The sequence below is a fragment of the Angelakisella massiliensis genome (assembly GCF_900104675.1).
GTDB lineage: Bacteria > Bacillota > Clostridia > Oscillospirales > Ruminococcaceae > Angelakisella > Angelakisella massiliensis.
In genome coordinates, this window is the sequence record NZ_LT629945.1 from 2,657,597 (window position 1) to 2,670,721 (window position 13,125).

The 13,125-nt window shown below is 51.8% G+C and carries 10 protein-coding genes; all 10 read right to left on the reverse strand.

The features are described 5' to 3' along the window. Nucleotides 1-5: 5 nt before the first annotated feature. The 10 genes from BQ5383_RS18040 to BQ5383_RS18085 all read right to left on the reverse strand — a co-directional run bounded on the left by BQ5383_RS18040 (nt 6) and on the right by BQ5383_RS18085 (nt 12,978). On the reverse strand, nt 6-1,097 hold the full coding sequence (locus tag BQ5383_RS18040; protein ID WP_071434368.1) for a phage late control D family protein: 1,092 nt from the start codon (nt 1,095-1,097) through the stop codon (nt 6-8). Nucleotides 1,098-1,116: 19 nt separating this feature from the next. Then, nucleotides 1,117-1,782 carry a CIS tube protein gene (locus BQ5383_RS18045; RefSeq protein ID WP_235822013.1) on the reverse strand — a complete coding sequence of 222 codons (666 nt, stop codon included), beginning with the start codon at nt 1,780-1,782 and terminating at the stop codon, nt 1,117-1,119. Between the two features lie 25 nt (nt 1,783-1,807). Then, the gene (locus BQ5383_RS18050; RefSeq protein ID WP_071434370.1) at nt 1,808-5,617 is read right to left on the reverse strand and encodes a hypothetical protein; all 3,810 of its coding nucleotides are present in this window, start codon (nt 5,615-5,617) and stop codon (nt 1,808-1,810) included. Further along, a complete protein-coding gene (locus BQ5383_RS18055) occupies nt 5,618-6,037 on the reverse strand; it encodes a phage tail protein (RefSeq protein WP_071434372.1) in 420 nt (139 codons plus the stop codon). A gap of 30 nt (nt 6,038-6,067) precedes the next feature. Beyond that, nucleotides 6,068-6,331: a DUF6760 family protein gene (locus tag BQ5383_RS21950; protein ID WP_338061438.1), complete on the reverse strand. Its 264-nt coding sequence runs from the start codon at nt 6,329-6,331 to the stop codon at nt 6,068-6,070. After that, nucleotides 6,259-6,630 carry a hypothetical protein gene (locus BQ5383_RS18060; protein WP_071434374.1) on the reverse strand — a complete coding sequence of 124 codons (372 nt, stop codon included), beginning with the start codon at nt 6,628-6,630 and terminating at the stop codon, nt 6,259-6,261. Before BQ5383_RS18060 ends, BQ5383_RS21950 begins: the two co-directional genes overlap by 73 nt. Nucleotides 6,631-6,765: 135 nt before the next feature. Next, a complete protein-coding gene (locus BQ5383_RS18065; protein ID WP_071434376.1) occupies nt 6,766-7,197 on the reverse strand; it encodes a phage tail protein in 432 nt (143 codons plus the stop codon). A 39-nt stretch (nt 7,198-7,236) separates the two neighbouring features. After that, the gene (locus BQ5383_RS18070) at nt 7,237-8,946 is read right to left on the reverse strand and encodes a phage tail sheath family protein (RefSeq protein WP_071434378.1); all 1,710 of its coding nucleotides are present in this window, start codon (nt 8,944-8,946) and stop codon (nt 7,237-7,239) included. A gap of 815 nt (nt 8,947-9,761) precedes the next feature. Then, on the reverse strand, nt 9,762-11,003 hold the full coding sequence (locus BQ5383_RS18080; protein WP_071434382.1) for an NADP-dependent isocitrate dehydrogenase: 1,242 nt from the start codon (nt 11,001-11,003) through the stop codon (nt 9,762-9,764). An 895-nt stretch (nt 11,004-11,898) separates the two neighbouring features. Next, nucleotides 11,899-12,978, reverse strand: coding sequence for a branched-chain amino acid aminotransferase (locus BQ5383_RS18085; protein ID WP_071434384.1), 1,080 nt, complete (start codon nt 12,976-12,978; stop codon nt 11,899-11,901). Nucleotides 12,979-13,125: the final 147 nt, after the last annotated feature.

Below are 13,125 nucleotides of genomic sequence, written 5' to 3' on the forward strand. Positions count from 1 at the left end.
CTATATCATTCCCAGCCCTCTATCTGAAAGGATGTTGTGTATCCCCCCGTGCCAAGGTTATGGGTCACAGAAGAAATCAGATACTTTTTGTCATTCCAATTCGGGTCCAGTCCCGAAACACCGATACACCGTCCCGGCACCAGTTCCGGAAGGCCCACGCAAACACCGCTGGCCTGCTGAGCCTTGCGGACCTCATCCAGCGCCAGCCGGGTGGCATATTCCTTGCAGTCGGAAGCGCTGAGAAGCGGAACATTTTCCTGGACGATGGTTTGTTCCCGGTCCATGGAGGTCTTGTACCGGTCTCCTGTTTTGACGGTACTCTCTCCCTTGATGTTCTGGAGCCGGTCCCCTGTGACGCACACCTTTACCTTTCGGTAAGAAGGGGCCGCCGAAAAGGAGAGCAGCCCCTTTCCCCGTCCCAGCGTTGTAAGCTTCGAGCCCAGGCTCATGGGGTCGTACAGATGTCCCTCTCCTCCCACCAGAACAAAATCTCTGCCGCAGTATTTGCAAAGGACATTTTTAACGAAATTATAGTCATTGGTCTTTTGCACCAGGTGGCCATGGGTTTTCAGGATGGGCTTGATGTTCATGGGCGAAAGGGTACAGATATCGGCATAGCGGCTGAGGATCTCCGTGATGGTCTGCAGATAAAAGCCGTTTGCTTTCCAGTGGCGCTCCTGATTGCCCCCATCCATCATCAGCTTGACCCCGTCAAAAGCCGTCACCTTCAAAGAGGGATGCTCATCAAAATCATAACCGATGGTGTCCACATAGCCAACAAAAACCGTAGACAGTACAGACCCGTATCCCAACTGGATGGAAATTTTGGAACCCACCGAAATATTGCTGGTAAACCTGCGCAGTTCACTGTTGTAGCAATCCAGGATCCGGAATGTGGCGCTGCTGGCGGCATCCTTGTTGAGGGTGATGCTGACCCCATCTGTACGGATGCTGCCGGAACCGGAAAATCCTAAAAGAGACAGCACCAGACTGAACAGACTGTTATTGACCGTCACCCGCATCACCGGAGTTTGAAAGCCGCCATATTTTGCTGTAATCGCCTCCCAGGGGAGAGGGATGAAACCAAAAAGGCCCATGGGTCATTCTCCTTTTGTGTCACTGAATGGGAGGCAGCACCACCATCATCCCAGGATAAATGTCCAGAGGATTTCGGATGCCATTGTATCTGGCAATGGTTTTCCACTGATCCGCATCACCATATTCCTCATAAGCAAGCTGCCACAGGCTGGAGCTTTCGTCCAGCACTTTATATTTGGTCCGGTCCGGGGATTCCCAGGGAGAGGACTTTTTGGAAAAGATGGGGTCCAGCACCGACTGAAACGTAACGTCCACCACAGCCCGCACCGGTTTGCCGCTGTCCAGGAACATGGTAAACTTCTGCCTGACATCGGTAACCACCCCATCAAAGCTCAGGCTCCCCCACTGAAAGGTGCACTTGGGCGGATGATGGAGAATACCCTTGATCTGGGTCAGTTCATAAATTTTCTTGGTATAGCTGCTGACATCCTCCATTTCATCCTCTGAGGGGGATTCCAGCCGCCCGCTGTCGGGATTGTAGCGGGGCGGAAGATATGTATTGAACATCAGCTGCACCACCAATGTATCCTGCTTGCCGGAAATATATTGAGTGATGGGCCCATCCATCCCGGGGACGTTAATATTGCTGTAGTTTGCGCCGGTGTCCAAATTGTACTCCGTGGGATTGAACATCACCTGGATATCCCGCCCGCCGGTAACCTTGATCACCGCTTTCTGAAACACTGCCCCTCACCTCCTGTGCTGCTTGTTAACCAAAACCGTGCCGCTTGGCAGCCAGCCTGATATCTTCTTCAATATGACGATAGAAACGCTGTTCCATCAGCGCCTGATCCGCCTTGAACAGAACTTCTTCCGCCAACTTCGCCTGCTGCCTGCGTATCACATCCAGCTGCTGTTCATAAGTGGTAAGCTGCTGATGCAGCTTGGCAAACTCTTCTTCCTGACGGCGTACGGATTCCTGGGAGGAATTGCCGCCGCTGCCGCGGCTGTATTGGAAGGAAAATCCTTCCCCCGCAGGAGAGCCTCCTGCTGTCAAAACGATTTCCATGCTGCGGCTGTCAATAAAATAGGTTTCACTGGTCTGATCATACCCCGCAAGACGGAAACGGCCCCGTACCTCACCGGAGGACAAAGGATGCACATTGCGGTGTATCACAAAAGCCCCAGCCATAATCCGTACACCCGCCTGACCCGCTGTCAGGCGAAGCATCCGGTTCTCTGCCATTTCCGCAGGACGCTGCCGCTGGTGTATATCCAGCTCCTCCCGCTCCAGCCGGGAAAGACGATGAAGCAGCATGACGGCAGGAAGCAGCTGCTGCCCAGGCTGCGTTTGAGACAGCATCCCCGGCTCCATATTCCGCTCCTGCTTTCCGGTCTGCGGAGAAAGGGGCTGCATGGTCCGTTCCGTCAGCTGCCTCTCCCCCGGAAGGGCCTTGCCTGACTGTTCGTCTGCCTGCTTTGATCTTCCCCCTGCCAGGACGGAACGCTCCCACTCTTCCGGTGGGAAGGTTCCAGTTCCCCTCTGACGCTCCAGCACCCGCTGCCGCAGCTGAAGAACCGCCTGACGAAAGCCTTCCTGGCGCTCCTGCGGCACATACTGCATCAAATATTCCAGTCCGTCCCGCCCATTCTCATCCAGAAAACCAGCCCTGGTGAAGGCAGCTTCCATTGCTGTTTTTCCGTCTGCCTGTGGTGCGCCATTTCCAGCAGAGGCCTCTTCCTCCACACCGGCGGAAGCCGCTTTGGGTTTTCTCTGCTGCTCCACAATATGCTGACGCAGACGGAGAACTGCCTGGTGAAAAACTTCCTGCTGCTGCGGAAGGACATATTCTTTCAGATGCTGCTCAATATCATTGCTGGTAAGGGCCAGGAACCAACCACGCCGTGAAAAATCCATTGAAAGCGTTTTTTCCCCTTCACCGCTCGACGGCATCCACGGCAGGATCTGTTTCTCCGAAGTTTGAAACACCGATGAGGGAAGAGCCTGGAGGTAACCCTCCTTTAATTGCTGCCGGATGCTTTGGAGCATCTCTCCAGCGCTGCCCGGTTGTTCCTCCCGGGAAGACTGAGAAGAATCTTTTTCCTTCATGGTTTGCTGCCAGATTCCTCTGATCTGCTCCAGCACCGAAGCCGCTTGGGAAAAGACAGACTGATCTTGCTCCTCCTGATTTTCCGGGGCGTGCTGACGGAGAAAAACCAGCGTCTCCTCCCGGTCCAGAATCCCCTCCCATTGGGTAAGGGGTGTTTCTTCCAAACGATTTATCACATCTTCCAGAACATGATAAACCGTTGGCCCCGTTTTTCCCGACTTCAAAAGAGGAAGAACCTCCGTCGCCCTCTTTGCCAGAAGCTCCCTGACCTGATGAGAAAAAACAGAAGCTGCCGGTTTGGTCAGCGACGCTGCCACAGGGGTGGAGTGGAGATAGGTTTTGATTTCTTCCCCATATTCCCCTGCCATTTCACGGCTCCGCTTCAGCAGCTGCTCCTGTCCCGGCAAATAGGGGGCTGCCTGAAGCAGCTCAGTCATCCGGGGCAGGTCCTGGGGCGACAACTGCTCCACATAGCCAGCGAAATAGTTGAGGGCGCCTGCCTTTTTCTCAGGCAGAAAGGGCTGCAGCAAGGAGGCCAGACCATTGTCCGGCTGCCGCAAAAATTCTTGCAGCTGCGCGGAAATCTGACCGCTCTGCCAAGCTTGATGCTGGCTCATGGTGGGTGAATCAGGGGCGGTGCACAAAATCCGTTCCAGTGATTCCGCCAGCTTCAGCTCTCCTGGGGTGCAGCGCTCTCCCCGCTCCTGGACCTGGGAAATGAGGTAGGCGCTGACCGTTTGCAGCAAAGCGCCATCCGCCTGATGCAGCCACTGCTCCATCTGGGCTTCTGACCAGGGGTGGGGGAAGGAAAAGCTTCTCAGGGCCGGCAGAATCGTCTCTCTTTGAAGAAGATGCTGCTGCCAGACCAAGGTACGAAAGCTTTCCCAGGGATGATCTTCTTTCGCTGCCGCCAGCACCAGTCCCTGTTCTGTCCAGTCAGCGATCTGATCCCAGGTATCCCACTGAGCATCCTGGAAATCATGCTCCACAAGGCTTTTCCAAATCGCCTGCCTTAAATGGGAGAAATCCGCCGTCTCCTCATCACTCCAGGCCTGAGAAGAAATTTCCGGCAGGTGCTGCTGCTGCCACTGTCTGAGTGCTGGAGACCGGCTCCATCTGAGGAAAGCCCGGTTCCATTCATCAGTCTGTTTGCGGCTGAAAGACTGCAGAGAAGCGGGATCCTGGGCAGCCCAGGCAAAAAGCCACTGAGCCACCCGGGGACTGCTCTGCTGAAGATGCCGGGCCAGCTCCAATGGGGCTTGCTGCTCCGGCTGCCGCAAATATTGCGAGGCCGCATAAGCCAAAAAATCCACCGCAAAGGAATTCTCCTGCAAAGAGGAGGAAAGCCACTGTTCTTTGACCGTCGAAGATTGTGTAAAAAACTCTGTGGCAAAAAGCTTCTGCACCCTTTCCCACAGCTCCCTGCTGTCCCGTTCCAGGCCATCCACCCGCTGCTGCGTTTGTGTCAGCTGCTGGATCTGTGTACGCAGAGTTTCCAGTTCCTTCTGGGAAACAGCTCCCTGACGAGACAGATCTTCCAGTACAATATCCAGCTGGGTGAGATCCGCTGTCTGAAAAAATTCCTCCAGCGTCTGTTGTCTGCCGGCGTAAAGGCGGGGAGCGATCCGCTGCTGCTCATAAATCCACTTTTCCAGCTGCTCCAGATGCGCGGCATTGGTCCGGCCTGCCCAATAAACCAGCTGATCACGGGAGGTGAGCCGCTCAAAGGACTGCCTGCCTTCATTTCCCGGCAGCTCAAAAAAAGGCTCCTGCCGCAGATGTTCCAAAAGTTGGTCGGCACTGGGCTGATCCAACTGAGAAAAAACACGGCTCCAGGCTGTCCGGGTCTCTGTCAGCCGTTCCAACCGTCCCGCATTGTCTGTCAAAAAGGAATAAAAAGAGCGCTGCTCCTTTTTGATCAGGTCGGGATGCCTGCGAAGAAGAGTATAAAGATGGGTACTGAGACTTTGCAGCACCACCCGCTCCTCCCGGGGCGTGAAAGAAACCGAGCGCTTTTTCACCACTGGGGCGGATATGCTTTCTTCCTGCACAAAAAGACGGGAACGCACTTGAGCGAGGCTTTTCAGAACTTCAGCGGAAGAAAAGGAAGGCTGGGGATTTTGCTGCTGCTCCACCAGTTGGTTATAACACCCGCACACCGTTTGATACTGTGTGACATTCAAACCGTTCTGCATCCCAAGGAGCAGCCTGATCTGATGGGTCAAATGTACCATATACAGAGATGGCGCCTGACGAGGATGAGCCAGCAGACGGGCCAGCACTTCCAGACAGGAAAGGAGCTCTTCCAGGTTCTGTTCCTCGCCGCGGACCGGCAGCAAATAGGTCAGCGTTCCTTCCTGGGATACCTGCTGAGGGGAAAGACTGTGCCGTGCCAGCACACGGTCCCCCAGACCGTTTCTGCTGCGCCGCAGCATCCGATTCGGTTTTGGGACCATCCACTTGAGCATTTATTTCATCCTTCCGCTTACAAGAATCCCTGTGTGCGCAATGGTAAAGGTCTTGATCACCACAGAAGAGCTCAGGGCATCCAGATCTCCCAGCTGCCAGGATATCAGCATCCCCGATTCTATATAGTAGCTTTCCACTGTTTTTCCGTTCTTTTGCAGGTCAATGGTCAGCCCGGGTATCTGGATGCCGGGCTGCAAAAGCTGAAGCACCTGCTGATCCACGGCGGAAACGCCTTTTTCCAGCGTAATGGTCCCCGCAGAGGTGGAGGGGCGGTACAGCAGATGCATCCGGCCGCCCCCTTCCAGGTAAGCATCATATTCCACAGAGCCGCTCAGCCCTCCTACTTTGGAAAAACCCAGCTCCAGGCCAAAAAAGCTGACCCGAAAAACCGCTCCATTTACCAAATCCCCAGCAGCCATGCCTCTTTCCTTTCTGCCATAGAATAAAGCTTAAATCGAAAAAACGTTCTTGCGCTCCTCCTGTCCTGAAGCGGCGTTGATTTTGCCGTTTATCTTGGAAATCTCGCCGCACCACTTGATCCGGTCCTGATGGGACATCTGGAGAATCTCTTCCCGGCTCCAATGGGTATAATAGGCCAGAAAAGCGCTTTCTTCATAGAGCTTGTCCTGAGCGTACAGCCTTATCCGATGGCTTCCATAAAATTTACCGGGACATCCACCTCTTGCCCGCAGTGAGGACAGACGCAGCGATATTTCGGCATTTCCATGGAATTGATCCGCTCATAAAAGTCCTGCAAATACGCCAAATCCAGGGTGAAAAGGCCCTCAATCGTTTTGGTGGTGATCATGGGGAGCGTCCCCAGTTTGGTAATGACCCTTGTCAGCAGAATGATGGTGAGATAACCGGGATTCTGCTGTACCTTGGGATCCCTCAATGGCAAAATCTCATCTGCCGCGTTGGCCAGACGCATCACACCCTCCCGATGGACGGTTCCATCCTGATCCACATAGCCCCTGGGCAGCACAAAGTGGAATTCCGTTTCAAACGTCATGACGGCCATTTCTCCTTTCAAAAAAGCACTGCTGCAGCATAATCGAAATTCTTTCCAGGCATCCTGAAAAATACAATCAGATTATGATACAGCAGTGGCAAAGAATTAAATTCGTATTTTGTTGTTGAAATTTGATTACATCACACGGGTCATGCCTTCGTGTGCCAATTCAATGGTTTCAACAGCAGCCTCAGAGGCAGTAGCGTTAAAGTCGGGAGCAGTATACTTGACAGGCCATGCCTCCTCAATGTTCCAGGTGGCAACATCGTTTCCGTCGTTGTCCATCAGGGTGATGGCCAGGCTCTTCCGCTCAGGCTCCTGGTCGGCGGCAACAGTCCACCAGTCCCAAAGCTCGGTGGCGTTCGCTTCTGAAACCGCCCGCTTGAGGGTAACATTGCCATACTTGCGCAAACCAGATACCTTCAGGGGAGTGGTTTTCTGGCTGCCTTCCCGATATTCAAATACATCCACATTGGCGTCAAAGCCGGTCACTTCTGAAAAATATTCAGACAAACCGTCACACTCCACACGGAACCGAAACTTTCCGTAAGGATAAATACCAGCCATAATCTATCTTCCTTTCCTTATGTAATCATGCCGGCAAAATCAGCCCGCTTCGCCGGTCTTCTGCGTGATCCGGAAGATAACAAACTCTGCCGGTTTTACAGGAGCGACACCGATCACACAAATCAGACGTCCGTTGTCTATATCATCCTGGGTCATGGTGCTGTGGTCAATGTTGCAGAAGAACGCTTCCGCCTCTGTTGAACCCGCCAGCGCGCCCGAACGCCACATGGTCTTCAGGAAACCGTCAATGGTACGCTTGACTCTGGCCCACAAACGCTCATCGTTGGGCTCAAAGACCACCCAATTGGTGTTGGCCTTGATGGATTCTTCCAGATAAATGAACAGACGGCGTACGTTGACATATTTCCAGCTGGGATCGGAAGAGGTGGTTCTGGCACCCCATACCCGAATGCCCTGTCCGGGGAAGGAGCGGATCAGGTTGACGCCCTTGGGGTTGAGGATGTCCTGCTCGCCCTTATTGAAGGGAACGCTCAGGCCGACGCAGCCCCGCACCACCTCATTGGCCGGTGCCTTGTGGACGCCTCTGCTGTTGTCGCTGCGGGCATAAATACCCACAACAGATCCGGAAGGCGGAATGTTGATGTTTCTCTTATCCATGGGATCGAACACGGTCAGCCAGGGATGATACATTGCCGCATAGGTGGAATCCACCATGCTTCTGTGGGTAAGGATCTCATCGGTTTTGGAAAGATCCTCCGGCATATCCAGCACCGCAAAACGGCTGGCCAGGTTCTCGCAATGGGCCACCAGAGTCAGCTGCACGCTGGGATCGGTAATGCCGGGAACCGCCATGATGGAAGCGGTATCATTGTCCAGGAAAGCCTGGATACCGGTACGTTTGCCGGGTCCGTTGTCAGTACCCATAAACACGTCGGGAGTGACCGCAGCCTTGCTGCCGTTGCTGCCTCCCTTGAGAGTAACAGAGGCGACGGAGCCGTCTTTGGAGAGAGCCTGGAAGGGATCTCCTTCAGGCACAGACACTACCTCACACCGTACCAAAGAGGATTTTGCCACTTTGTTGAGCAGATAGTTTGCACTGTTGATGTTGAAGGAAACATCACCATAGAACTCATCCACATCATCATATTTGACTTCCAGATTGAATTCGCAGGTGGAAATAGTGGTCTGAGGCACCAAACCAGTGTCCACACACTCTTCCTCAAATTCCTCGGCAAACTCAATGATGTTGTCCAGGCTCTTGACAACCACATTGTACTTTTTAACAGAGGGGCCTTCCAGCACCACTACATCGCCATTCTCGAAGCCAACAGACTTCTTGACGCGATATTTTGCGCCGTCGATCTTTTCCAGGATCTGGGTTTTGGCTTTGCTGGCGGGAGTGAGGATCACATTGATATCATCGCCCCACTGGCCGGGATTGGCCGCGAAAAAGCGAATCATGGGGTTTTCCTCAGGAATGCTTCCTTCCGCCACCTTGGCATCAGCAGGCACGCACCGGGAAATAAAGGCCCGGGAGCCGCCGTTCAAAAAGAAATGCTCCACACAGTAGGCGAGAAAACGATAATCGCCAAACTCACTGGCGGAAAGATATCCGCCAAACTTTCTCTTATAATCGGCAAAATTGGTAACCAAAACCGGCACGCCGCCAACCGGGCCACGCTCGGCCAGTCCGACAAAGCCAGCTGTGCTGGTTCCAACGCCCTCCATCGGCTTACCGCCAGATTCAAACTCTTCTACATAAACTCCAGGGGATAAATACTCTGCCATACAATTACGGTTCCCAAAAGAGAACCGGCAGCCTCCTTCCTTCGCATAAAGCTTATTTAAACTCCCTTGCATTTCTGACCCAATTAAAGGAAGTCATGCAACATTATCAAAGCGATCATGATCGCCCTTCAGACTGCAAGACAAAACAGCCCCTCCGCTGATTCTCTCCATTTCAAAGAAAAATCAGCTTTTGTCCCAGTTACGCTCAAAGCCGACAGCTGTCATCATGGAATAAAACACTGAACCGCTCATCTGTTTCCCAGAAGGAACACGCCTTGCGGCAGTTCTTGTGAAACCAGCCTCACAGCATCAAAACTTTTTTCAAAAGCTTTGGTTACACATTCCACTGTACATTCAGTATGGTGTACAATCCATATGTTTATGGCTTGTCTTTCTGGAATATGCTCAGCGCAGCCGCTTTGCCTTACAGCCGAAATACTATCCGCAAGATGTTATGGAAACTTTGGATAAAAAGTTCACCGAATCGACAAGAAAAGAGAGATTCATTTTCTTCGTTTTTCGACATTTTGCGTCTTTCTTTCGTTTACTTATTATATGAAATTATCAGTCTCCCGTCAAGGCATAAATCCGCTTAAAATCAGTCATTTATCGTCCAAAAACAATCTTTCCGTTCCCTCCAAAACCCATCTGTTTCTGAGGATTAAAAATAGGAAAATAGCAAAAAAAATCCACCTACACTAAAGCTGAACTTTCTGTCCATTTCAGTGTAAGTGGATTTTTATACAAAGATCAAAACAAATTCATCTTTTCAGCAGCCCGCTGTATCATCTCTGATTTTGGTATCTCCGAAAAAATCAGGCGGACAGCAGCTCTACCTGAGCGGCCAGATTGGCCTCCAAGCGGCTGCGGATGGCTTTGAGCAAGCCGGCGTTATCCGGTACCTCCACCACGTCAGCGGGATCGCAAAGGATCGCCAGATCCTGGGAAAGGATTCCTTCCTCCATTGTCTGGATACCAGCATCCTCAAGGGCGTCGGCAAAGGCCATCAGAGCAGAATTATTGTCCAGCTCTCCCCTCTTTCTCAGCGCGCCGCTCCAGGAAAAGATAATTGCCAAAGGATTGGAGGAAACCGCCTCACCTTTCAAATAGCGATAGTAATGATCGGTAATGGTGCCGTGGGCAGCCTCATACTCAAAGTTTCCATCGGGGCTTACCAGCACGCTGCTCATCATGGGCAAAGATCCCGCCGCAGCGGCCACCAGGTCGCTCATTACATCGCCGTCATAGTTCTTGCAGGCCCAGATCATTCCGCCCTTGGAACGGATGACCTTGGCGGCGGCATCATCGATCAGCGTATAGAAATACTTGATGTTCGCTTTCTCAAACCGGTCCCGATATTCCTCATCATAGATCCGCTGGAAAATCAGCTTGAAGGTTTGGTCATACTCTTTGGAAATGGTGTCTTTGGTGGAGAACCAGAGATCTTCTTTTCGATCCAAAGCGTATTCAAAACAAGCCCGGGCAAAGGATTCAATGGAATCATTGCGGTTGTGCATCGCCTGGAGAACTCCGGGACCATCAAACTCCGCAACTGTTCTGCGGTATGTCTCATTGCCGTTTTCATCAGTGAACACCAGTTCCGCTTTGCCGGCTCCGGGCACCCGGTATTCCACCGCCTTATATACATCACCATAAGCATGGCGCGCAATGGTAACAGGACGCTCCCAGCATCCTACAACAGGTTTGATCTTGGACAGCAGGATAGGAGTACGGAAAACCGTGCCGTCCAAAGCCGCCCGGATTGTGGCATTGGGGCTTCTCCACATCTTTTTCAGAGAATATTCCTGCATCCGCTGGAGATTGGCGGTAATGGTGGAACATTTCACTCCCACATGATGAACCTTGATGGCGTTGGCAGCATCCACTGTCACCTGATCGTTGGTGGCGTCCCGATTAGGCAGACCCAAATCATAGTATTCTGTTTTCAGATCCACAAAAGGAAGAATCAATTCATCCTTGATCATCTTCCACAGAACACGGGTCATTTCATCCCCATCCATCTCCACAATGGGATTGAACATTGGAACCTTTTTCATCCTGCTGCACCTCTTTCTATTGGGTTCATCATCGTAAAAATACACGCTCCCGGTACTGCGGCAAAATGACATCCCTCATTTGGGGAGGCCATGGAAAATATTCCTTACATGGACATTTCGCGGCATGATAAGAAGGAGCATTTTACTGTGGCGCTGCATCCTGTGTGTTTTGGGGAGGCAGTTGATTGTCACTGTCCCCAGTATAGCACACATTTGAAAATAATCAACAGGTAAAAACCAAAAAATGAAGTAAAATTATTTTTTCTTGCAAAATTAAGTACAATCTCCTTCAAGAAACGCCTTTATATGGATATATTTAATAACAACCTGCAATAGTAAAGAAGATGTAAATTAAATCCTGCATAAAAGGATCAGAACAAACACCTTCCGCTCCCGGTTTTCTTCCTTCACCTTTTCATCACACACTCTGGTTTTTAAATCATACAGTACTTCCCAAAAACTCCCTTATCTTTTGGATTTCTTCTTTACGGTTTGATGAAATAACTTCCTGGCATTCGTGGGAATTTTTCGGCTGTCTCATTTCCTGCCTATTTTTTTCTCATGCCGCAGCACCCGAGACAAGGTCTTCCGCTTTGCTGGTGGCTTGGCAGTGCCCTGCAGGGGTTTTATGCCGGCAAACTTCTTCATTCTGTCTCTCCCACCACTCGCTTCACTGTCTGTAAATGAAGCATTTTCTTTCTCTTTGCTGCTTTATCTTGTTTTTTGCAGTATCCCCCTTCACCGGAAGACTGAAACGAAAGCGCTCCCCACTTCCCTGCAAAGCCGGAGGGTAAAGTCTGCAAAATAAAACAGCAGAGCTCAGTTTGAACCGTCGTTCCAACAGAGCTCTGCTGTTCATGATTGTTTTAAACTGAAAATCGAATGGACGGAAGAATCAATCAGCCGGGCAAACCTTCACGACCCATCCCATCTCGTCGGGCAGATCGCCATACTGAATACCGGTCATGGTATCGTACAGCTTTTGGGTGATGGGGCCAATTTCTCCGTTATTGAAGGTAAGGATCTCCCCCTCCCACTTCAGCTCACCGATGGGAGAGACCACAGCGGCGGTACCGGTACCAAAGGCCTCCTGCAGTTTGCCCGCCTTATTGGCCTCAGACAGCTCCTCCATGGTAATGCGCCGTTCGGAAACAGGCAGACCCCACTTCTTGAGCAGCTCAATGGAGGATTTTCTGGTGATGCCGGGGAGGATGCTGCCGCTGAGCATGGGAGTGAGCACTTCGCCATCCACCACAAAGAAGACGTTCATGGCGCCCACTTCTTCGATGTACTTATGCTCCACACCGTCCATCCACAACACCTGAGAATAGCCCTGATTGTGAGCTTCGTCCTGCGCCGCCAGAGAAGCAGCATAGTTACCGCCGGTCTTGGCCGCGCCGGTACCGCCACGAACCGCACGGACATAATTGTCCTCCACATAAATCTTCACCGGAGCCAAGCCGGAAGCATAATAGGCGCCGGAAGGAGAAATGATGATGATAAACAGATATTCATCACCGGGCTTGACCCCCAGCATAGGATCGGTGGCAATAATGAAAGGACGGATGTACAGGGAGGTTCCCTCCTTGCGGGGGAGCCAGGCTTTATCCACCTCTACCAGTTCCTTTACCGCTTCCACACACAGCTCCTCGTCAATGGCGGGGATGCACAGACGCTTATTGGAAGCGTTGAGACGCTTGAAGTTTTCCTCCGGACGGAACAGGCGAACATTGCCATCTTTACCGTAATAAGCCTTCATTCCCTCAAAAACCGTCTGGCCATAGTGGAAGCACATGGCGGCCGGGCTGAGAGAAAGGTTGTCAAAAGGAACGATGCGCCCATTGTGCCAACCCTTTCCGGTCTTATAGTCCATCAAAAACATGTGGTCAGTAAAAAGTTTACCGAATCCCAGATGGTCGGGATCAGTGGGTTTTGCCTTGGGAGCGGTGGTATAGGTTACGGGAAAACGAGCCATCTTTCATCCATCCTTTCAGCAGGGAACGTATTCCCCCGCTTTTGTTGGGCTCCGCCAAAGCGGGACCATTTTCCTTATTGTAGCACGTTACATCTGTTTGTCAATGAAAAAGGAAGATATACCGTCAATTGGGTCGGGTTTTTTATT

What these genes read in the sequence shown, in the direction of transcription:
- BQ5383_RS18040 (WP_071434368.1), bottom strand. Translation starts at nt 1,097, where the DNA reads ATGGGCCTTTTTGGTTTCATCCCTCTCCCCTGGGAGGCGATTACAGCA.
- BQ5383_RS18050 (WP_071434370.1), bottom strand. Translation starts at nt 5,617, where the DNA reads ATGCTCAAGTGGATGGTCCCAAAACCGAATCGGATGCTGCGGCGCAGC.
- BQ5383_RS18055 (WP_071434372.1), bottom strand. Translation starts at nt 6,037, where the DNA reads ATGGCTGCTGGGGATTTGGTAAATGGAGCGGTTTTTCGGGTCAGCTTT.
- BQ5383_RS18060 (WP_071434374.1), bottom strand. Translation starts at nt 6,630, where the DNA reads ATGACGTTTGAAACGGAATTCCACTTTGTGCTGCCCAGGGGCTATGTG.
- BQ5383_RS18065 (WP_071434376.1), bottom strand. Translation starts at nt 7,197, where the DNA reads ATGGCTGGTATTTATCCTTACGGAAAGTTTCGGTTCCGTGTGGAGTGT.
- BQ5383_RS18070 (WP_071434378.1), bottom strand. Translation starts at nt 8,946, where the DNA reads ATGGCAGAGTATTTATCCCCTGGAGTTTATGTAGAAGAGTTTGAATCT.
- BQ5383_RS18080 (WP_071434382.1), bottom strand. Translation starts at nt 11,003, where the DNA reads ATGAAAAAGGTTCCAATGTTCAATCCCATTGTGGAGATGGATGGGGAT.
- BQ5383_RS18085 (WP_071434384.1), bottom strand. Translation starts at nt 12,978, where the DNA reads ATGGCTCGTTTTCCCGTAACCTATACCACCGCTCCCAAGGCAAAACCC.